Source organism: Caproiciproducens galactitolivorans, from assembly GCF_026672255.1.
In the GTDB taxonomy this organism is placed as follows: Bacteria; Bacillota; Clostridia; order Oscillospirales; family Acutalibacteraceae; genus Caproiciproducens; species Caproiciproducens galactitolivorans_A.
In genome coordinates, this window is sequence record NZ_JAPOHA010000002.1 from 180,367 (window position 1) to 202,119 (window position 21,753).

At 48.0% G+C, this 21,753-nt stretch carries 14 protein-coding genes; 13 read left to right on the forward strand and 1 reads right to left on the reverse strand.

The window, feature by feature from the left end:
• Positions 1-94: 94 nt before the first annotated feature.
• The 4 genes from OUY18_RS02525 (at position 95) to OUY18_RS02540 (ending at position 9,574) form a co-directional block, all read left to right on the forward strand.
• Positions 95-6,214, forward strand: coding sequence for a glucoamylase family protein (locus OUY18_RS02525; RefSeq protein WP_268057129.1), 6,120 nt, complete (start codon positions 95-97; stop codon positions 6,212-6,214).
• A 20-nt stretch (positions 6,215-6,234) separates the two neighbouring features.
• The gene (locus OUY18_RS02530; protein WP_268057130.1) at positions 6,235-8,667 is read left to right on the forward strand and encodes a GH36-type glycosyl hydrolase domain-containing protein; all 2,433 of its coding nucleotides are present in this window, start codon (positions 6,235-6,237) and stop codon (positions 8,665-8,667) included.
• Positions 8,636-8,929: a hypothetical protein gene (locus OUY18_RS02535; RefSeq protein WP_268057131.1), complete on the forward strand. Its 294-nt coding sequence runs from the start codon at positions 8,636-8,638 to the stop codon at positions 8,927-8,929. Before OUY18_RS02530 ends, OUY18_RS02535 begins: the two co-directional genes overlap by 32 nt.
• A 78-nt stretch (positions 8,930-9,007) precedes the next feature.
• Complete coding sequence (locus OUY18_RS02540) at positions 9,008-9,574, forward strand: 50S ribosomal protein L25 (RefSeq protein ID WP_268057132.1); 567 nt, start codon at positions 9,008-9,010, stop codon at positions 9,572-9,574.
• A gap of 370 nt (positions 9,575-9,944) precedes the next feature.
• Here the strand turns inward: OUY18_RS02540 and OUY18_RS02545 are convergent, their stop codons facing one another.
• Positions 9,945-10,283 carry a four-helix bundle copper-binding protein gene (locus OUY18_RS02545; RefSeq protein ID WP_268057133.1) on the reverse strand — a complete coding sequence of 113 codons (339 nt, stop codon included), beginning with the start codon at positions 10,281-10,283 and terminating at the stop codon, positions 9,945-9,947.
• Between the two features lie 256 nt (positions 10,284-10,539).
• On the opposite strand from OUY18_RS02545, the gene dhaS reads away from it, so the two are divergent.
• From dhaS to OUY18_RS02590, 9 genes are all read left to right on the forward strand, one after another.
• Complete coding sequence (dhaS, locus tag OUY18_RS02550) at positions 10,540-11,148, forward strand: dihydroxyacetone kinase transcriptional activator DhaS (protein WP_268057134.1); 609 nt, start codon at positions 10,540-10,542, stop codon at positions 11,146-11,148.
• Positions 11,149-11,246: 98 nt separating this feature from the next.
• On the forward strand, positions 11,247-12,209 hold the full coding sequence (locus tag OUY18_RS02555; protein WP_268057135.1) for a glycosyltransferase family 2 protein: 963 nt from the start codon (positions 11,247-11,249) through the stop codon (positions 12,207-12,209).
• Between the two features lie 198 nt (positions 12,210-12,407).
• Positions 12,408-13,754 carry a tRNA (N6-isopentenyl adenosine(37)-C2)-methylthiotransferase MiaB gene (gene miaB, locus OUY18_RS02560; RefSeq protein WP_419196113.1) on the forward strand — a complete coding sequence of 449 codons (1,347 nt, stop codon included), beginning with the start codon at positions 12,408-12,410 and terminating at the stop codon, positions 13,752-13,754.
• A 24-nt stretch (positions 13,755-13,778) separates the two neighbouring features.
• Complete coding sequence (locus tag OUY18_RS02565; protein ID WP_268057137.1) at positions 13,779-14,186, forward strand: YlbF family regulator; 408 nt, start codon at positions 13,779-13,781, stop codon at positions 14,184-14,186.
• 36 nt (positions 14,187-14,222) lie between these two features.
• The gene (gene mutS, locus OUY18_RS02570; protein WP_268057264.1) at positions 14,223-16,841 is read left to right on the forward strand and encodes a DNA mismatch repair protein MutS; all 2,619 of its coding nucleotides are present in this window, start codon (positions 14,223-14,225) and stop codon (positions 16,839-16,841) included.
• Between the two features lie 80 nt (positions 16,842-16,921).
• Entirely contained in the window at positions 16,922-18,793 is a 1,872-nt protein-coding gene (mutL, locus tag OUY18_RS02575) for a DNA mismatch repair endonuclease MutL (RefSeq protein WP_268057138.1), read from the forward strand.
• 2 nt (positions 18,794-18,795) lie between these two features.
• The gene (miaA, locus tag OUY18_RS02580; protein ID WP_268057139.1) at positions 18,796-19,752 is read left to right on the forward strand and encodes a tRNA (adenosine(37)-N6)-dimethylallyltransferase MiaA; all 957 of its coding nucleotides are present in this window, start codon (positions 18,796-18,798) and stop codon (positions 19,750-19,752) included.
• Complete coding sequence (locus tag OUY18_RS02585; RefSeq protein WP_268057140.1) at positions 19,745-21,031, forward strand: HlyD family efflux transporter periplasmic adaptor subunit; 1,287 nt, start codon at positions 19,745-19,747, stop codon at positions 21,029-21,031. The genes miaA and OUY18_RS02585 overlap by 8 nt, the downstream gene beginning before the upstream one ends.
• Complete coding sequence (locus tag OUY18_RS02590; protein WP_268057141.1) at positions 21,009-21,743, forward strand: YggS family pyridoxal phosphate-dependent enzyme; 735 nt, start codon at positions 21,009-21,011, stop codon at positions 21,741-21,743. Before OUY18_RS02585 ends, OUY18_RS02590 begins: the two co-directional genes overlap by 23 nt.
• The last annotated feature ends 10 nt before the right edge of the window (positions 21,744-21,753 follow it).

Consider the following 21,753-nt stretch of genomic DNA (forward strand, 5'->3'; position numbering starts at 1 on the left):
AAATTAACTGCTATTTTTTATGAAAAAACAGACAAACTATCTGGGAAGAGGTGCGAATGTCTGAAGGGTTTCTTAAATTAAGGAGGAGCTTCAATTGCAGATCTTGCTGAAAAAAATTCATTTTGATATAGATTCACCGTTTCTGCCGGTTGTTTTCCTGATACTGATTGTCCTGTTCTGTTTTGTCCTGTTCATACGGTATTACCGGCTTGGCCATTTTGATAAAAAAGTGCGTTTTTCGGTTTGTTCCCCGGGCGAAGGAGACAAACCGGGTCCGAGCGAGTGGGAAAAGCAGATGCTTGCTCTGGCGGAAAGCCACAGTCAGGTCAGGCTGACCGGCTATAGCTATGTTCTGAATTATTATAATCAGGCCGCCTATAAAGAACTGAATAAAATCAGAGACAGCATCTCTGCCGTATCCACCGATATTATTTCCCTGATTCCGGCAGCGCGCTGGCTCTTTGACAATTTCCAAATGCTGTACCGGGAAATTAAAAAAGTGCCTTCCTCGGGAACGGGCTATGCCGTATTGCCAATCCTCAAGGGAAAGGAATACCATAACTTTCCCCGTATTTATATTGTGGCAAAAAAGATGGTGGCTCTTTCCGGCGGACACCTGAGTGAAGAAAATATTTCCGTAATGCTGAAAGCTTATCAACAGAAGATAGCGCTCACAGACAAGGAAATCTGGGTTTTGCCGGAAATGCTGGGGTTTTGCCTTCTTGAAGAGATCATCGCAATCGCAAATGAAATTCTTCATATGATTGATGTAAAGTCGAAGGCGGAAAAATTTCTCCGGGATAAGCTGGCAGACAGGCAGGGACCGGCCGATATAGCGGCATTGCTCTGCGAAATAGAGGATGACTTACGGCTGAACTGCTCGTTCCATGCCCATGTAATATACATGCTGAAAAATATGTCCTTTGATGAGGCTTCCATTCAAAGATATCTGAAATATCATTTTGTTTCCCAGGGAAGACAGATGAAATCTTCCGGCATATTCCTCGAGGAAGGAAAGATTGAATCCTTTCTTGAGACAAATATCCGGACCTTCATTGTCAGCCTGAGGGATATCAATGAAGTGGATCAGGAAAAATTCTTTCAGGAATATTCCTGTCTGGAGCAGATTTTATCACAGGATCCGGACGGCGTTTATAAGAAAATGGATTTGGAATCCAGGGGCATGTATCGCGGAGTCATTGTTAAATTATCGCTCCGTTATCGGCTGACGGAAGAAAAGATAGCGAAGGACTGTCTGGAACTGGCGGTTCAGGGAAGGGAGGACCTGTACGGTTCTCATCATGTAGGGACCTATCTTTTGGGTAAGGGATATCCGATTCTGAAAGCCAAGGCATTCGGAAAACCGATTCCCAAAAGCATTAAAAAAAGGGTGAACATAAAGGGCTTCCTTTATTTTCTCACCCTGTTCCTTATTACTCTGGGGCTGAGCGTTTGCCTGCTCTATGCTTTCCGAACCCTCGGCGGGCTGCAGGATACCGGCCGGTATGTCATTACCCTTCTGGCGGCAATGCCGCTGCTGATGGGTATATCCATCGAGATTACAAATTTTATATTTACCAGAAGAATCACCGTTAAGAAAATTCCCTCCCTGAACTATTTGGAGGAAATACCGGAGGAAGCAAGAACCTTTGTGGTCATGCCGGTTATTGTTTCCTCAAAGGAACAGGGACTGGAGTACATGGACCGCCTTCAAAAGCATTATCTGGCAAACCGGCAGCCGAACCTTTACTTTGCATTGCTGCTTGATTTTAAGGATTCCCCGAATCCGTTCATGCCGAAGGACGAGGTGATTGAAAGCGCCCTTGTCTTACGCATGAAGGAACTGAACGAACTCTATCCGTCTGAGCACCAGCGCTTTTCCCTGTTCTTCCGCTGCCGCAAATGGAATCAGGCGGAGAACTGTTACATGGGGTGGGAGCGCAAGCGAGGAAAGCTGGAAGAGTTTAACAGCCTTTTAAATGGGGAAGAAAAAGAGAATACCACCTTTTCCTCCATTTACTGCGACGAGGAGCTTCTTACCACCTTCCGGTATGTGATTACACTGGATGCGGATACCAATCTGATCCGCGACAATGCCGCGAAACTGGTCGGACTGATCGATCATCCTTTAAATAAACCGATTCTGGATCAAGCCAATCAAAAGGTGAAAGAGGGCTATGTCATCATACAGCCCTCGGTAAGAAATCATATCGTCGATAAGAACGGCAGCAAGTTTACAAAAATTTTTGGAGGGGAATCGGGCCTTGATCATTATGGAACCGTGATATCGGATATCTATCAGGATATTTTTAACGAAGGAATTTATACGGGAAAGGGTATCTATGATATCAGGGCCTTCCATAAGGTGCTGCAAAACAAGGTGCCGGAAAACCGGATTCTCAGCCACGACCTTTTCGAGAGCTGCTATGCACGGACGGCTTTTTCCAGCACAGCCAAGATTATGGACAGTTTCCCGAACAGCGTTTTATCCTTTACCAAAAGGGAACACCGGTGGCTGCGCGGGGACTGGCAGCTTCTGCCCTGGTTATTTATGAAGAAGACCTCGGACGGGAGAAGTTTATGCGCATTGTCAAAATGGAAAATCTTCGACAACCTGAGAAGAAGTCTGGTGCCTCTGAGTAAGATTCTGTTTATCCTGCTGAATCTGGCATGGATGCCAAAAGCATATTATCTTTGGCTGCCCTTTGTTTTCTTTAGTGATCTATTTGCTATGGTGATCCTTTTGTTTTCAGTAGCAGCCCAGAAGCTGATCCGGCCGAAGCTCATCCTTGTTTATAAAAGCTTCTTAAAGGAACTTGGTGTGATGGTGGAAAAAGCATTTCTGGAGTTTACAATCACGCCCTATCGCGCTTATATTGCATCCGACGCCATTGTCAGAACGCTGTATCGGCTCTTTATCAGCAAAAAAAATCTGCTTCGCTGGAATACGGCGGAAGCAGTGGACGCCTCCATTGTCAATACCAGAAAAGGGTATTTTCTTACCATGTGGAGCTCGCTTCTTCCGGCTCTTGCGCTCGTGATCCTTTTATTCATGAAATATCTGAGCCCCGCGGGAATGATTCTGACAGCAATCGTAATTGCCGGCTGGAGCATGGCCTTTGAAATCGCGTACCGGATCAGTCAGCCGGAAAACAAGCTTCATTCGAAGGATGAAGCACAGGACGGGGAACTGCTTCTGGATACCGCACGCAGAACCTGGCTGTTTTTCAAGGAACTTTCCACGAAGGAAAATAACTGGCTCTGTCCGGATAATTATCAGGTTTCAACGGTTGCAAAAGTCAGCGATAAAACATCGCCGACCAATATCGGGCTTCAGTTTCTGGCAATCCTGTCAGCCAGGGATTTTGGGTTTGAAACGCTGAGCTCTACCGTTGAAGCCGCGGAAAACCTGATGGAAACGGTTCAGAAAATGACGAAATGGAAGGGGCATCTCTATAACTGGTATGATATTCAATCTCTGGAGGTGCTCAATCCCGCCTATATATCAACGGTAGACAGCGGTAATTTTCTGGGACATCTGATTGCCTTGAAAAACGGCCTTTTGGAGCAGATCGACAAGCCGGTTTATCCGGACAGTTTTCTGTCCGAACTTAGGATTGCGGTTCAGAACAGCAATGAGGAAATCCAGATGAAAACAGGCGATTCCTCCGAAAACAGGCTCGGGACCGGGTATCAAAGCATAGGCGAACTGATCGAAGACATTGCGGATATCCGGGAAAATTTAAACGCGAGGGCGCCCAGACTGCCTGTGGATTACCGCTGCACCAGACGTTTGATGAGCCTCCTTGACAGTACTGTACAGGAGGCTGCGGCCTTAAAACTGAAGGAAGAAAGCTTTTCTTCCTGCCCTGCGCTTCGCCGTATTGCAGCGGAGGGCAATCCATTTGCGGATAGCATGATTAACCGGATCAAAGCACTCTGTGCTAAAATCGACTGCCTTTTAGCAAATGCCGATTTCCGCTTTTTATTTAACGAACAGAGAATGCTGTTTCATATCGGGTATCATGTATCCTCGCATACGCTGGACGACGGCTGTTATGACCTGATGGCGTCGGAATCGGCACTCACAAGCTTTCTTGCGGTCGCTATGGGGGAAGTGCCGTTAAAGCATTGGTATAAACTGGGAAGACCCCTGACCCTTGTCGAGGGCATTCCGTGTTTTGTATCGTGGAGCGGTACGATGTTTGAATATCTGATGCCCAATCTTGTATTCAAAGAATATGAAGGCTCCGTCTATGCGCAGACTTCTAAAGCAGCGGTACTTCAGCAGATGGAGTATGCAAAGGAAGCGGAGATTCCCTGGGGGATATCGGAATCCCAGTATTATCGTTTTGATTTAAACTTAAATTACCAGTACAAAGCCTTCGGTGTTCCAAAGATAAGGCTCCAGCCTGTCCGCAGGAACTCCCTTGTGGTTGCTCCCTATGCAACGATGCTGGCGCTGGATATCGCAGAAGAGGAATGCATAGGGAATTTAAGGCGGCTGAAGGAATTAGGCGCCTTCGGCGCCTACGGTTTCTATGAGTCCGTTGATTTCAGCGTACCGAATTCTGTGGAACTGACACCTTATTGCATAGTAAAATCCTATATGGCGCATCATCAGGGGATGAATCTTGCTGCCATTAATAATTATCTGAACGGGGGCATCCTTCGGGAGCGGTTTCATGCGGAGATGATGATCAAGGCTTCGGAAGTCCTGCTGGAAGAAAAACGCCGGTCCTATTTGATTTCCATTGCCAGACAGGGATATACCATAAAAATCGGAAAGCCGCTTTTTAAAGAAGATGTTTACAGCAACCGATCGGTCAACAGTGCGGGCGTGAATCCTCCGGTTGTGAATTACCTGTCAAACGGCAAGTATTCACTGATGATCACTTCGGACGGGGACGGCTTCAGCAAATATGAGGATCGGATGCTTTACCGCTGGCGATCGGATATTTACGCGAATACAGGCAATTATATCTATATCAAGGACATGAAGCAGGGAAAGTTCTGGAGTGCCGCCTATCATCCTACCAGAACGGAGCCGGAGGATTACCAGGTGATTTTCTGCCCGCATCAGGCGGAATTTAAACGCAGGGACGGGGATATCGAAACAGACATGATTGTCAGCCTGGACGCGGATCATGATTTTGAGATACGCAAGGTTACCTTTACCAATCACGGGAATCAGGAAAAGCAGCTGGAAGTGACCAGTTATCTTGAGGTGGTGGATGATACCCATCTGGCGGAATTGAGCCATCCTGCGTTCAATAAGCTCTTTCTGGAAAGTGAATATCTGGAAGAGCAGGGAATCTTCCTTACAAAAAGACGACGAAAGAAGGAGGAGGATCATCCTTATCTAATGCACATGGTAAGAACAGGAGCGAAGCTGTGCAAAAAATTAGAATATGAAAATGACAGAAAACGCTTTATCGGAAGAAGCAATACTTTGGAGAATCCGGATTCTGTGGTTAACAGCATTGCTTTTTTTAATAATTCGGGCTTTTGTAACGATCCGATTATGAGCCTGCGGGCGCAATTCTGCATCGGAGCAGGTGAAACCGCCTGCATTTCTTTCATTACCGGGGTATGCGGCAATAAGGAGGAAGCAATAAAAATAGCAGGGGAATTGAATGTAAGTTACCGGATTGATGATATCCTGGAGAAATTCAGGCTTCAAAAGAACTTGGAGTTAAAGTATCTGGAGATTACCAGAACCCAGCTGAACGCCTTTCAGGATTTGATCAGCCCGGTCTTCTATTCTGCGGGCAGTTACCGGGGGCCGGATGAAAATATACGCCGGAACTTTATGAACCAGAGTTTCTTATGGAAATTCGGCGTATCCGGCGATAACCCCATTCTGCTTTTAATGGTTCGGTCCGTCGAAGAGGAAAGAATCGTGAAGGACGCATTAAAGGCTTACGAATATCTGCGGATTAACCATGTTATGGTGGATCTGGTTATCCTGATTGATTCCAAGCATGGCTATCTTCAGGAAGTGGATGAATTCATCAACGATATGACAAGCTCTCTTCGGATTTATGATTCCGGAAACGAGAAGCCAAGCTTTTTTACACTGCACACGTATGAGATGAAACCGGCGGAGATCGATTTGCTGTATACGGCAGCGCGGGTTGTATTTTCAGAGAAGACGGGGATTTATTTTAACAATGTAAAAGAAAACCTGTATGAGTTACTGGAGAAATATTAGTCTTTAAGGAGGAAGGAGGCTTGGATACAGCACATACACCGGCAGCACAGGAGAAAGAAACAGAGAATTATGAATTTTTTAACGGCTTTGGAGCATTTGCCTGTGGGGGCAGAGAATATGAAATTCTGCTGGAGGGCGATAACAGGCCGCCGGCACCCTGGATTAACGTTATAGCAAACAAGAGCTTCGGGTTCCAGATATCGGAGTCGGGCGCGGGCTTTACCTGGAATATCAACAGCAGGGAAAATAAGCTTACGCCCTGGTCCAACGATCCCGTAAGTGACAGAGCCTCCGAGGCAATCTATATTCTGGACGAAATAACCGGCGAGGTAATGACTCCCATGTCCCTCGGAAGGTCTGACCGGGGCATTTACCGGGTAAGGCATGGTTTTGGATATAGCAGGTTCCTTCATAATGAAGCACTTGTTGATCAGGAACTGACGGTTTTTACCCCTTTGGATGAGTCATTGAAGGTATGGAACCTTAAGCTGACGAACCGTTCCGATAAAGTGAAATATCTGAGCCTGACCTATTATGTAGAATGGGTTATGGGCACGCAGAGGGAGCAAACCAATCCCTATATTCTTACTTCCTATGACAATGAGCATGAATGTTTCTGTGCAAAGAACATCTATACCATGAACTTTCAAAACCTCTATTCCTACCTGTTCTCCAGTGAAACGATCATCGGTTATACCGGCGACAGGCAGGAGTTTCTGGGGCAGAGGGGCAGCATCCGGGAACCGCGGGGAGCGGAAGTTAAGCTGTCGTGCAATACGGGGGTATGCTATGATTCCTGCGGAGCAATCCAGGTATCCGTTGCAATACAGCCGCAGGAGAGCAAGACGGTGCTGTTCGGGCTCGGGCAGAGCGGCAGCCTGAACGAGATCTACAAAACCAGATCCAAGTACCGGGATGCCGCCGCCGCTGAAAAAGAGCTTGATCGGGTGAAAGCCTATTGGGACGAATTATTAGGGACGGTTCAGGTGAAAACAAAGGACAGGGCGGTCGATATTCTGGTGAACGGCTGGCTGCTCTATCAGACGCTGTCCTGCCGCATCCAGGCAAGAGCAGGCTTTTATCAGTGCGGAGGAGCTTATGGGTACCGGGATCAGCTTCAGGATACCCTTTCGCTTCTCTTTGCGGATTCCAGTATTCTGCGCAGGCAAATTCTCATTGCCTGCGGCAGGCAGTTTGAAGAAGGGGATGTTCAGCATTGGTGGCATCCCCCGATGGGCATCGGGGTAAGGACGAGAATATCGGATGATTTACTGTGGCTGCCTTATTGTACCGCCGCCTATATCCGAAGCACCGGAGACGCCGCGATTTTGAAGGAGCCGGTACTTTATATCAGGGGCCCGGTGCTTAAGGAGGGCCAGCAGGATGTAATGTTTACCCCGGAAATTTCCGAACGTTCCGAAAGTGTTTATGAGCATTGCAAAAAAGCCATCGACCGGACCCGCTTTGGGGAACATGGGCTTCCTCTCATGGGGGGAGGCGACTGGAACGACGGGATGAATGCGGTAGGAGCGATGGGGAAGGGAGAAAGCGTTTGGCTTGCCTGGTTTTTGTATACCGTACTGGGTGACTTTCTTCCTTTATGCTTTCAGGAAGGCGATGAGGCCTACGGCCGGGAACTGGAACAGAAACGGGAAACCCTGCTTCAAAACATTGAAGAACACGCATGGGATGGGGAATGGTATCTTCGGGCCTTTTACGACGACGGCTCGAAGCTCGGTTCCAATGAAAACGACGAGTGCAGGATCGATTCTATCAGCCAGTCCTGGAGCGTGATATCAAAGGGGGCGAAAAAGGAACGGGCGAAAACAGCAATGCAGTCGGCATGGCGTTATCTGGTAAGGGAGGAAGAATCCCTTTCCCTGCTTTTGGCGCCTCCTTTTAATAAGACAAGCAAAAACCCGGGTTATATCAAAGATTATATCCCCGGCATACGGGAAAACGGAGGGCAGTATACCCATGCGGCGGTTTGGCTGGCGATTGCCGCGTCGATGCTGCCCGACTATAACATGACGCAAACCCTGTTCACTATGCTCAACCCGATTCACATTACGCAAAACAGGAAGGATGCGCTTCGATACGAGAAGGAACCGTATGTAATGACGGCGGATATCTCCCTCAGCCCGCCCTATACCGGAAGAGGCGGCTGGAGCTGGTATACCGGTTCCGCAGGCTGGATGTATCAAGGACTGTTAAACTGGTTTTTGGGTATTCGGAAAGAGGGGAATGAGCTGGTCATTGATCCGGCGACACCTGCAAGTTTCGGGGATTTTTCGATTGAATATAAGTATGGGAGGTCTCTCTATGAAATCAGGGTTGAAAGCAGAAGTAAGGGAACGCTGACAACGGAAGCAATCACTGTGGATGACAGGTTCATTCAGGGGAACAGAGTATTGCTGGAGGATGACGGAGAAAAGCATCGGATTGTTGTATAGTCCCTTGCTCGGCTCCACACCGGCAGTCAAGCGGTCAGGAATGCTCCCCATAGAAGAAGCCCGCATGGCTCTGGGCTATGCGGGCTTTTTGCTTCTGATTTTTGCCCAAATGGCGATTGGACCGTTATTGAAAACGAATCTTCACATCTTTGTGATTCCCGCTTTCCTTTTGGAGGGCGGGGTTTTTTATCATGCGGAAAAATGGAGCTGTAAAATGGAAACGCCTGTTCCTTTCCACAGAACGTCCTTAAAACATTCATGACTAGTTAATAATTATAGTATAGAATAAAAAAATAGCGAATAAATTTCTAAAATATAACGAATTAAAAGGAGTTTTATCATGAAAGAGATTATTTTAAATGCAATGGAACGAAACGAAAAAACGAAAAAAGTGAGAAATGAAGGTTTTGTTCCGGGTGTTCTTAACGGGCCGGGCGCAGCTTCCACCTCTGTGAAGTTTGAAAGTGCGGCGCTGAACAAAATCATCGCAAAAGAGGGGCCAAATGCGAAATTATGGGTTGCATTAGGTGACCGAAAAGAATTCGGCTTCATTAAGGAAGTTCAGAAACACCCTGTGGAAGACCGCATTCAGCACGTTGCAATCCAATTGGTAGAAAAAGACCAAACGGTCAAAATGAAGCTGCCGGTTAGTTTTCTTGGCCAATCGGAATTGGAAAACAGATTGCTGCAATTGCAGGTTGTTAAAGCAGAGATTGAAGTAGAAGGACAGGCGGCGCTTATCCCGAATGAGGCTGTAGCGGATATTTCCGAGAAAACGTCCGGAGAAAACGTCACCGGCGTTGATTTTAAACTTCCTTCCGAGATTAAAATCCTGGATTCGGAAGAGGAAATTTACGCTGTTATTAAGGATGACAAGAGAAAATTTGCGGAAGCCGAAAGTGATTAAATTTTAAGTTTGCGTAGGGTACAAATCCCCATTTTATGTATAAAGCCAAGCCCGCCTATGATTTGATAGGCGGGTTATTTTTACGACTTAAAGATAATAAGGAGTTTGAGCGGAGGATAAATCCAAATAATAGGAAACGGCCGCCCATTTCTGGACGGCCGTTTCCTGGAAATTAAGCAGTATTTCTAGAGTCTTATAATCTCAAATTATACCTGTATTATAAACGCATACCGCATAAGTTTGGTGATTTTAAAAAAAAATCTCTAAAAAAAATCTTTAAATTTAATCTATATGACAGGACAGGGGAATATACGCTTTGGAGCAGAAATATTGGATACACTTTTCACACAAAACAAACTTACCCGCCGAACTATATGGATTGGCAATCATTTGCACATTTATCACATACTTCTGCGCATTTTATGCAATGGTCGTCTTGAAACATTTCGCATTCCTGCCCGCATTCCTCGCAGATCAAAGCGCAAAGTTTGCATAGATCCGCAGCGTGACGCGAATCCATCGTCATGAAGGAAACTGCTACTTTGCAAATGCATGCACATTCCTGAAGCTTGGATATGCATTTTTTGCGCTCGGCAGCATCCGGTTCATTTAAGCATAAATTCATACATTCCACACAAGCCTGTGCGCATTGGTTGCACTCATCAATGCAGCCTTGATATTTGCTGGTGCCGTCTGTTACTACACCCATATTGAGTCTCCTTTAAAATGGTATTTTTATTATTGTTGCCCCCTGAAACGGCATTATGTAAAGAAAGGTATTTGGAAACTGGGGATATTCGGGTACATCGGCATTTGGCAGTGCGCCTTTTATAGCCAAAGACCCTTGCAGGATTGCGGGTGTTTTGTACTTTCTTGATATTCATATATTGAAAAAAACCTGTAATGCTGTTAAAATGAATGCATAGTGTTGTCTTGCCTGACCATCAAATTTCAGGAGTGTAAAAATGTCTGATTCACTGATTACAAAAAATGCAATAGCGGCATCGATCAAGGAATTAATGCGAAAAAAACCGCTTCAGAAGATATCGGTCGCTGATATTATGGAAAACAGCAAAATTAACAGGCAGACCTTCTATTACCATTTTAAAGACAAGTACGATCTGGTGGACTGGATCTATTATAACGAGGTCGTTTCGGCAGTCACACAGCATCGAACCTTTAAAGAATTGGATGAAGTGGTGTTCGACGTATTGAACGCAATGAAAAAAGAGCAGTATTTTTATACGAATGCGTTCAGTGTAACCGGCCAGAACGCTTTTCAGGATTATTTTTTCAGCGTAACCAAAGTGCTTTTGGAAGAGATTATCGACGTCCTTTCGCAGGGGCAGATTGAAAATGAGGACAAGGATTTTATTGCCGATTTTTATGCGTTCGGGCTGGTGGGGATCGTTATCCAGTGGGCGCGCCGGGGAATGAAACAGCCGCCGGAGCAGATTGTTCAGCGGTTGACGCATTTTATAAACGACAGTAAATATAATGCCGCCGTCCGCTATTTAAAAGAACATGAGGAGGAACAGATTGACACTCCGGTTTTTAAAAGCGATTTTGACTGAAAGTATTCGGGAAAATGAGTGGATATCCGGCAGTTTTCATCTTTAAAATAAGGAATAATATGATATACTTATAGATAGATTCAAAAGGAGGTTCGGCGATGCAGATTACGAAGCTTTCTGTTATTATTCCGGTGAAAAATATAGAGCAGGAAATGTCGGGCGTTTTGCGCTTTGTTGCACAGCAGGCAGCCGGGCTGGAAACGGAATTTATCGTAGTCGATATGGGTTCGTCGGACAAGACGGTTTGGGAAGCGGTTCAGTTTATAAAAGAACAGAAGCTCCGGGGATTTGTCATACAGAACGGCGACGGGCCGGTAGCCGCTGCTTTGAATACAGGCCTGCAAAAATCCAGCGGCGATTATGTTACTTTTATATTCGCAAGAAGATTGTACCGCGATTTTATTCAGGGCTATTATGAAACCGCCGTTCGCACTTCCGCCGATTTTGTCTTCGGAAGCTTGAATGAAGAGGAGTCCAATGCTGCGGAGCGGCGAATCAGTAAGGTCGTTTTTCAGGAGCCGGGCACACAGTATATAAAAAATATTCTGAACAATATCGTTCATATTGATATATCGGCTATTTTCATCAAACGGAAATTCCTTTTTGAACGGCAGATTCGCTTTTTCGATACGTGTGCACACGGTTATGCGGAAGAATTTGTTTACCGCTGCCTGCTGTCCGCCGCAGTCATTGCGCAGTCGTCGACGATTCTAAAGCGCGACAATCTTTTTGAGCTGAAAAGGGGCAAGCTGAAGCCGGTTGGCAAAAATATTTTTCAGCATACCGATGCAATGCTGCGTATTTTGGACATCCTAAAGACGAACCATCGGGAAGATGCAGAATTAATACGGCTTTTTGAGCGCCGGAAGCTGCCGCTTACCGTTATGAACGGAGTCGATATTCTTCTTCAGGAAGGAATGGGCTATAATGCGGTTCGGGGATATCTTCGCGTAGCAGGATATGACAAGCTGCTCCTTACCGGAAAGCAGACCGATCGGGACCTGAAACGCCGGATTACCGTTTGGCGCGCGGTTCCCTGGATGTACAAGGTAAAAAAATAAGTACGGTGAAAGCCCCGCGGTTCACAGGAGCCGTGGGGCTTTTGTGCATTTTTCCTTGAAGTGATTCCGGCAACATGGTATAATAATGTGCAAACCATATATTGGGGGAGGTAAACCCTTTTGTCAGAACAATTTCCGGTTCAAATATTGCCGCAGACCCGGCCGCAGGCCGATTATATCCGCGACTTGGCGCAAATTATGGCGGTGAGAAAGCGCGGCTCCGTTCCGATGGCGCTTGTGCACACCTATGGCTGCCAGCAGAATATGGCAGACGGTGAAAAAATCAAGGGCCTTCTTTCGGAAATGGGCTTTTCCTTTACGGACAAAGAGGAGGAAGCCGACCTCATTCTCTATAATACCTGCGCCGTCCGTGAACATGCGGAGGACAGGGTTTTCGGCAATGTGGGCGCTTTAAAGAATGTGAAGCGCCGCAATCCGTCGCTGATTATCGCACTTTGCGGCTGTATGATGGAGCAGGAACATGTTTCCGAACGCATACGCAAAAGCTTCCCGTTTGTCAATCTGGTTTTTGGCACGCATGTGATTCACCGACTGCCGGAGCTTTTGTTTACGGCGATTACCGACGGGCACCGGGTGTTTGAACGCGGCGACGACAGCGAGGACAAGCAGATTGTGGAAGGCCTTCCGGTTCGCCGTGACGGGGACATCAAAGCGTGGCTTACCGTTATGTACGGCTGTGATAATTTCTGTTCCTACTGCGTGGTGCCCTATGTCCGCGGGCGGGAACGCAGCCGAACGCCGGAAGCGATCTTGGAAGAGTTCACCGGCCTTGTAAAGGAAGGCTATAAGGATATCACGCTGCTTGGGCAAAACGTGAATTCGTACGGGAAGAATCTTGATCATCCGGTAAACTTTTCGCAGCTTCTCCGGATGCTTGACGAGGTGGAGGGCGATTGTCGTATCCGCTTTATGACTTCGCACCCGAAAGACGCAACGCATGAGCTGATCGACACCATTGCGAACGGAAAGCATATCAGCCATCATCTGCATCTGCCGTTTCAGTCCGGAAATAACCGGGTGCTGAACGAAATGAACCGCCGGTACACCCGGGAAAAATACCTTGCGCTGGTCGATTATGCAAAGGAAAAAATTCCGGACCTGTCCCTTACCTCCGACGTAATTGTCGGCTTCCCGGGCGAAACCTACGAGGAATTTCTCGATACGGTTGATTTAATTAAGACGGTGGGCTTTACTTCCCTTTATACGTTTATCTATTCGCCCCGTGTGGGGACAAGAGCCGCAAAAATGCCCGACCCGGTTCCGGCGGAGGAAAAATCAAAGTGGTTTGTGGAACTTTGCAAAGCACAGGAGCAAATTGCGGCGGAACGCTGCGCGGGCATGGTCGGCACGACCCAGCAAGTGCTTGTTGAAGACCGGAATCCGAAAACGGGACTTTTAACCGGAAGAACCGACGGCAACATTGTTGTGGATTTTCCGGGAGATCCGAGCATTATCGGGAGCTTTCAAAATGTGAAAATTACCTCCGCGCGCAACTGGATATTAAGCGGAGAGCTAATAAAATAAAAAATAATTTTAAGGAGTTTCAACATGGATATTATCAGCCTGGCCAGAGAGATCGGCAAAGAGATTCAAAAGGATGACAGGTATCTTAACTGGCAGCTTGCCAAGCAGAACAGCGATGACGACCAGCAGCTTCAGGATTTAATCGGGGAATTTAATCTGAAAAGAATTGCGATTAACAACGAAGCGTCAAAACCGGAGCAGGATACCGACAAAATGCAGCTGCTCAATCAGGAACTGCGCCATGTCTATGCCAAGATTATGCAGAATCCGAATATGACCGCGTACAATAAGGCAAAAGAGGAAATAGACGCTCTGCTTCAGCGTGTTGACGCGATTATCCGGCAGTCCGCCGATGGCGAAGACCCGGAGACAACCGATTATGAACCGTCTTCCTGCGGCGGAGACTGCTCAGCCTGCGGCGGATGCCACTAAATTTTACCGATTCAAGAAGGAGATGAAATGCAAGCGATGGCAAACCTGTCACCAATGATGCAGCAGTATTTTGAAATTAAAAAACAGAATCCAAACACGATCTTGTTTTTCCGACTTGGTGATTTCTATGAAATGTTTTACGACGACGCCAAGCTTGCATCGAAAGAGCTGGATTTAACACTGACGGGGCGCGACTGCGGACAGGAGGAACGCGCCCCTATGTGCGGTGTGCCTTTTCACAGCTATGAAAGCTACGTTGCCCGCCTTGTGGCCAAAGGATATAAGGTGGCGATCTGTGAGCAGATGGAAGACCCCGCTTTAGCCAAAGGCCTGGTAAAGCGTGATATTATCCGCGTTATTACGCCCGGTACCGTGCTGGAAAGCAGCATGCTTGACGAAACGCGCAATAATTTTATTTGCTCGCTATGCGTCGAAGGCGCAGAGGCGGGCATTTGCTTTGCGGATATTTCCACCGGCGAACTGCACGCCACCACCCTTTGCGGCGGGGATTTATCCGAACAGCTGAAAAATGAACTGTCGCGGTTTTCACCGCGGGAAATACTCATCAACCAGAATGTTCTGGAATTTTCCGAACTGCCGAAGTTCATAAAGGAACGCCTTTCCGCCAGCCTTGAACTGCTTGACGGCGAAAATTTTGAAAAAGAATCCTGTACGTCCCTTGTTCTGCGGCAATTTCAGCGGGAGAATCTCGAATCTTTAGACCTTTCTGGGCAAGACAATATTGTTCGCGCGCTCGGGGCGCTGTTTTCCTATTTAAAACAAACGCAGCGCACTGGCATTGAGCGCATTAATGCGATTGACCTTTACAGCGGCGCGCAGTATATGCATTTGGACTTAAATACCCGCCGCAATCTGGAACTGCTTGAAACCATGCGCAATAAGGAAAAACGCGGCTCGCTCCTGTGGGTGCTTGACAAAACGCGCACGGCGATGGGCAAACGCTTAATCCGCAGCTGGATTGAACAGCCGCTTTTAAGTCCGGCGCAAATCAGCAGACGGCTGAATGCCGTTCAGGAATTGTCGGATGACCCCATTTTGCGCGACAGTATTGCCGAACAATTGAGCGGAATCCATGATCTGGAACGTCTGATGTCCCGAATTGTTTACGGCTCCGCAAACGGAAGGGAACTTCGTTCGCTTTCCTCCGCGGCTGAGAAGCTTCCGGGTTTAAAAAATATCCTGAAAGGTGTAAAGTCAAATCTCCTTACAGATATTTATCAAAGCATCGACGTACTGGATGACGTATTCCGGCTGATTGAACGTTCCATTGTTGAAGAACCGCCGTTTTCCATCCGCGAGGGTGGCATGATAAAACCGGGTTATAACGAAGAATTGGACCTTCTGAAAGGAGATATGAGCGACGGGCGGGGGATTATCGCTCAAATCGAAGCGCAGGAACGGGAAAGAACCGGTATCTCAAAACTGAAAGTCGGTTACAACCGCGTTTTCGGCTACTATATTGAAATCAGCAACGGCTATAAAGATCAGGCTCCGCCGGAATACATACGAAAGCAAACGCTTACAAACTGTGAAAGGTTCATAACCCCCGAACTGAAAGAACTGGAGGGGAAAATTCTCGGCGCGCATGATAAGTCGGTGCAGCTGGAATTTCAGCTTTTCGATGCCGTACGAAAGGAAGTCGCCGCACAGCTTACCCGCGTACAGAAAACAGCGCACGCCGTCGCACAGCTCGACGTCCTGACCTCTTTCGCGCAGGTTTCGGCCGATAACCATTATATCCGTCCGGTCGTGAATCTGGACGGCAAACTGATTTTGAAAGAAAGCCGCCATCCGGTGGTGGAGATTTTGCTCGACGCTCCCTTTGTCCCCAATGACGTTACCCTCGACCAGAACGAAAACCGGGTAGCCATTATTACCGGGCCGAACATGGCGGGAAAATCCACGTATATGCGGCAGGCGGCGCTCATCGTCATTATGGCGCAGATCGGGTGCTTTGTTCCGGCTTCTTACGCGGAAATCGGTATCACAGACAGCATATACACGCGTGTAGGCGCGTCGGATGATTTAGCTTCCGGGCAGTCGACCTTTATGGTGGAAATGTCCGAGGTTGCCGATATTATGAAAAATGCAACCGAAAGCAGCCTTCTTATTCTGGATGAGATCGGGCGCGGTACCTCCACCTTTGATGGGATGAGCATCGCCCGCGCCGTTTTGGAATATGTGGCCGATAAAAAGCTTCTCGGCGCAAAAACGCTCTTTGCAACGCACTATCATGAGCTTACGGAACTGGAAGAACTGGTGGACGGCGTTAAAAATTATAATATTGCCGTGAAAAAACGCGGGGACGATATCACTTTCCTCCGTCGGATTGTACGCGGCGGAGCGGACGACAGCTTTGGCATTGAAGTTGCCAAGCTTGCCGGTGTTCCGGATAAAATTGTAAACCGCGCGAAACAGGTTCTGGCGGAACTCGAAAGCGGCCAGCAGGTAACGATGCCGAAGAAACGCGGCAGACGCAATACGCAGGTGGAACAGGAAGAGATGCAGCTTTCGATTACACCTCCGAATGAAGCGGAAGTGATGGACAGGCTTAAAAAGCTCGACGTAAACACGTTAACGCCGATCGAGTGCATGAATACGCTGTTCGAACTCGCAACGCTGGCAAAAGAATAGGGGCCGCGGTATGTGCAACCGGATTATGCAGCGGTATTGGATCAATTTAGAATGATACGGCTTTGTAAAGGAGGTAAATGATGGGCATAATCAATGTATTGGATAAGCATGTCGCCGAGCTGATTGCGGCGGGAGAAGTCGTTGAGCGCCCTGCCTCCGTGATTAAAGAACTGGTTGAAAACGCGATCGACGCGGGTGCCTCCGCCGTTACCGTCGAGATAAAAAACGGCGGGATAACGTATATGCGTGTTACGGACAACGGGAGCGGCATATTCCGCGACGATGTTGCCGTTTCCTTTTTACGCCATGCCACCAGTAAAGTTCACAGCCAGGACGACCTCGATACCATTTCCACCCTGGGTTTTCGCGGGGAAGCGCTCGCTTCGATTGCGGCGGTTTCCCATGTGGAGCTGCTGACGCGCACACAGGATGAGCTTGCGGGCACGCGTTATGTGATAGACGGCGGCGTGGAGCAAATCTGTGAAGACGCCGGCTGTGCGCAGGGAACGACCATTGTGGTGCGGGATCTGTTTTATAATACCCCGGCCCGTATGAAGTTTCTGAAAAAAGATGTTGTGGAAGCCAACGCGATCGCGGCCATTCTTGACCGGATTGCGCTTTCCCATCCGGAGGTTTCCCTGCGTTTCCTCCGCGATTCGCGGGAAGCGCTGCACAGCCCCGGCGACGGGAAGCTGAAATCCGCGGTCTACGCGGTTTACGGCAGGGAATTTACTTCCGGATTAATACCCGTCGACTATGAGCTGAACGGTGTAAAGCTTTGGGGCTTTATCAGTAAACCTTCCGCCGCGCGCCCGAATCGAAGTATGCAGCAGTTTTTTATCAATGGCCGTTATATCAAAAGCCGAACCGCGATGGTTGCGTTGGAGGAAGCTTTTAAAGGTTCCATTATGGTCGGGAAGGTTCCGGCCTGCGTGCTTCATTTAAAAATCGCTTTTCAGGCGGTGGATGTGAACGTTCATCCCACGAAAATAGAAGTTCGGTTTATGAATGAAAAGCCGATTTTTGACGCGGTGTATCATGGCGTGAAAACCGCGCTGAATCAGGGGGACACGCCAAATGTGCTGTCTCTGCCGAAGCCGGTTCTTCCGCCGTTTGAACAGCCGAAAGCGCCGGTTCAGCTGGAACTGGGTACAAAATCGCCGGCACAGGCCGTTAAAAAAATGGACGGGCCGCCCCGCCTGTTTGTCGTCAACGACGTTCAGGCTCCGCTTTACAATGCCCATTTTGAAGTGAAGAAGATAGAATCTCCCGAGCCTGCCCCGGTTCCCCCAAACCTAAATCCACCCGCTGCACCAAAGACGGATGAAATTCCGGTCGAACCGAAGGCTCCGTTATCGGAAGAAATACCGTCGGAACCGCAAAAGCCGGAAAAACTGATCGGCGAGGCGTTCAGCACGTACATCATTGTGCAGCGCGGGGGAGACGAACTGGTTTTTATCGACAAGCACGCCGCCCACGAACGGATGCTTTATGAAAAGCTGAAAGCAAACGGCGGTCAGGCGGTTCGGCAAATCCTTCTTGAACCGGTAACCGTTACGCTGGAGAAAAACGAATACGCCGCTATCCTTGAATCCCTTGCCCTTTGTGCCGACGCGGGTTTTGAAATTGAGGATTTCGGCTCCGGTACCGTACTTGTCCGCAGCGCGCCGATGATTCTCGGCGGGGAAGACGTTGCTTCTGCGGTAATGGAAATAGCCGGTTATCTGCAAACCGCAAAAAATGATATTACGACCGAAAAGCTCGACTGGCTGTACCATAATGTTGCGTGCCGCGCGGCGGTTAAAGCCGGAAGCGAAAGCTCGCCGCAGGAACTGATCGCGCTTGTTCAGAGAATGGAAAATGAGGACATCCGTTACTGCCCGCACGGGCGGCCGGCATATATTATCATGAAAAAGAAAGATTTGGAGCGCCAATTTGGGCGAATACAATAACCATGGACAGGAATGAGAAAATACCCGTGGTTGCGGTCGTCGGGCCGACTGCTTCCGGCAAAAGCCGCCTTGCGGTTGAAATCGCGCTTCGGTTAAACGGCGAAATCATATCCGCAGATTCGATGCAGATTTATAAAGGAATGAATATCGGAACGGCGAAGCCGACGGAACAGGAAATGCGGGGAGTGCCGCACCATCTAATCGATTTTGCCGACCTTTCCCGGCCGTTCAGTGTCGCGGATTACGTTTCGCTTGCTTCGCAATGCATAACCGAACTGCATTTGCGCGGAAAACTGCCCATTCTTGCCGGAGGAACCGGCCTTTATGTCCGTTCCCTGCTTCAGAATATCCAGTTTACCGAAACCGACCGGGATGAAAAATTGCGGGAGGAACTTGCCCGGAAAGCGGAAAGGGAAGGCCCGGAAGTCCTTGTGGAAGAGCTGAAAAGCTTTGACCCGGAATCGGCGGAACGAATCCACCCGCATAACATCGGCCGATTGATACGGGCAATCGAAATTTACCGTACAACGGGCGTGACCATGACCGAACAATTAGAACGTTCGAAGCAAGCGCCTTCTCCTTACGATTCCTGCCTGATCGGTTTGGATTTCAAGGACCGCCAAATGCTTTATGACCGAATTAACCTCCGTGTCGATTTGATGATGAAGGAAGGTCTGCTTCGCGAAGCGAAGGAAGTTTTAAGCAGGCCGGATTCACAGACCGCGCTGCAGGCAATCGGTTATAAGGAGCTGCTCCCGTATTTAAACGACCGGTGCACGCTGGAGGAAGCGGTGGAAAGAATCAAGCAGGAAAGCCGCCGCTATGCAAAACGCCAGCTTACCTGGTTTCGACGCGATGCGAATATCAACTGGATTATAATAGACGAAACAATGGACTTTGATTTGGTGGCGCAACAGGCCATGCAGATTATCAGCCGGAAAGGGTGGTTCGATGAATAGCCTGCTTTTAAGAAGAGCCTCGTCGGCTATTTTGGCCATCCTTTTGTTTGTTTATTTAGGATATCAAATTTATAACGCCCATTATGAACCGGTGCAGACGGAAACGGCGTCCTACGCCAGCACCGCCGACACCGTACAGGTGAACGGTACGGCGGTACGGAAGGAACGCCCGATTACCGCGCAGGCAAACGGCGTGATTACTTATGTTGTCAGTGACGGCGGTAAAGTCGCCACGGGCGGAAAGGTCGCCCAGATCTATGCAAACGAACAGAGCACGGCCGCCCATCAGGAGCTTGAAAATCTGGACAGCCAGATTGCCGAATTGCAGAAGCTCAATACGCCGGGCGATACGTATGCGGCAAGTCCGGATTCCATCGGAAAGCAGATTAACCGGAAGCTTACGGAAGTTCTTACCGATTTGAATGCGGGGGAAACTGTAAAATTAGCGAACGCCCGAAGCGATTTGCTGTATTTAATGAATGAGAGACAGATTGTTACAAACCGCTCTGTGAATTTCAGCGCCAGAATCGCGGCCTTGCAGGCAAAGCGGAACACGCTTGCCGCATCCGGCAGTGCGGCGACGGGGTCCATAACCGCCCCGGCTTCGGGCTATTTTATTCGTTCAACAGACGGATACGAATCCGTATTTGATTACAACAATATCCTTACGCTTTCACCCGCCGTACTGAAGGAAGATCTGAAAAAAGCGCCTGTCCCGCAAAGCGGAGCAATCGGTAAAATCTGCGAAGATTTTAACTGGTATTTTACGTTTGTGATTCCGGGAAATCAGGTTGTAAAATTCAGGCTGGGAAATAAAGTTACGATGAATTTTCCGTTTGCTTCCAGCGAGGCGGTTCCCGCAAAAGTTGTTGCGGTCAATCAGCCAAATAAGGATTCCGAGGCTGTCGTTGTTTTGGAAAGCAATTATATGAATTCCTCTATTGCCTCCATGCGCAATGCAACCGCTCAGATACAAATTGAGGAATATACGGGAATACGGGTCAGTCAGAAAGCCGTTCATTTTGCAACGGTGACAAAAACGGTAAAAGATAAGAAGGGCAACAAATCCACTGTTAAAAAAGAGGTCAACGGCGTTTATGCAATGCATGGCAGTGAATTGGTGTTTGAACAGATCTTTCCGCTTCTGAGCACGGGAGATTACGTAATCTGTGATGTTGATCCGCCGAAGGACGAGCTGATGACTGCTTCAACCGTGAAACTGTTTGATGAAGTTGTGATAGAAGGGACCGATTTATATGATGGAAAAGTCGTCAAATGAGTTTGCACAGCGTTTTCAAAGTCTGGAAGAAAACTATAAGATAATTCGAAATACAATTGCCGAGGCGGCTGTTCAATCAGGCCGCGAACCCAAGGACATTACGCTGCTCGCCGCAACGAAAACCGTTCCAGTCGAAGTGATTAACCACGGGATAGAGCTTGGAATTGACCATATCGGGGAAAACAAGGTACAGGAACTTTGTGAAAAATACCCGTCCTATGCGCTTGATCATTGCGAACTTCAGTTTATCGGCCATTTGCAGACAAACAAGGTGAAAAACCTGATTGGGAAGGTCGGCATGATTCAATCGGTCGACAGCGTAAAGCTGGCGGGGGAAATTTCCCGGCTGTCCCTTTCCCATAATCTTACAACGGATATCCTGATCGAAGTGAATATCGGCAAAGAGGAAAACAAGTCCGGTGTTCTTCCGGAGAATCTGAATGATTTGATACAGCAAATTGCAGTTTTGCCGTCTTTGCGCATCCGCGGTTTAATGGCGATACCGCCGGCGGACGCGGATGAAAAGGAAACACGGGGATATTTTACAAATATGCATCAATATTTTGTTGACATAATGGGTAAAAAAATAGATAATGTTAACATGGAGTTTTTATCCATGGGAATGTCATCGGATTATTCTCAGGCAATTTTATCGGGAGCCAATATGGTTCGGGTCGGTTCCGCCCTGTTTGGCTCAAGAGTATACAAATAAAATAATTTTA

What these genes read in the sequence shown, in the direction of transcription:
- OUY18_RS02535 (WP_268057131.1), top strand. Translation starts at nt 8,636, where the DNA reads ATGACGGAGAAAAGCATCGGATTGTTGTATAGTCCCTTGCTCGGCTCC.
- mutS (WP_268057264.1), top strand. Translation starts at nt 14,223, where the DNA reads ATGGCAAACCTGTCACCAATGATGCAGCAGTATTTTGAAATTAAAAAA.
- mutL (WP_268057138.1), top strand. Translation starts at nt 16,922, where the DNA reads ATGGGCATAATCAATGTATTGGATAAGCATGTCGCCGAGCTGATTGCG.
- miaB (WP_419196113.1), top strand. Translation starts at nt 12,408, where the DNA reads ATGGCGGTGAGAAAGCGCGGCTCCGTTCCGATGGCGCTTGTGCACACC.
- dhaS (WP_268057134.1), top strand. Translation starts at nt 10,540, where the DNA reads ATGTCTGATTCACTGATTACAAAAAATGCAATAGCGGCATCGATCAAG.
- OUY18_RS02585 (WP_268057140.1), top strand. Translation starts at nt 19,745, where the DNA reads ATGAATAGCCTGCTTTTAAGAAGAGCCTCGTCGGCTATTTTGGCCATC.
- OUY18_RS02545 (WP_268057133.1), bottom strand. Translation starts at nt 10,283, where the DNA reads ATGGGTGTAGTAACAGACGGCACCAGCAAATATCAAGGCTGCATTGAT.
- OUY18_RS02540 (WP_268057132.1), top strand. Translation starts at nt 9,008, where the DNA reads ATGAAAGAGATTATTTTAAATGCAATGGAACGAAACGAAAAAACGAAA.
- miaA (WP_268057139.1), top strand. Translation starts at nt 18,796, where the DNA reads ATGGACAGGAATGAGAAAATACCCGTGGTTGCGGTCGTCGGGCCGACT.
- OUY18_RS02590 (WP_268057141.1), top strand. Translation starts at nt 21,009, where the DNA reads ATGATGGAAAAGTCGTCAAATGAGTTTGCACAGCGTTTTCAAAGTCTG.
- OUY18_RS02565 (WP_268057137.1), top strand. Translation starts at nt 13,779, where the DNA reads ATGGATATTATCAGCCTGGCCAGAGAGATCGGCAAAGAGATTCAAAAG.
- OUY18_RS02555 (WP_268057135.1), top strand. Translation starts at nt 11,247, where the DNA reads ATGCAGATTACGAAGCTTTCTGTTATTATTCCGGTGAAAAATATAGAG.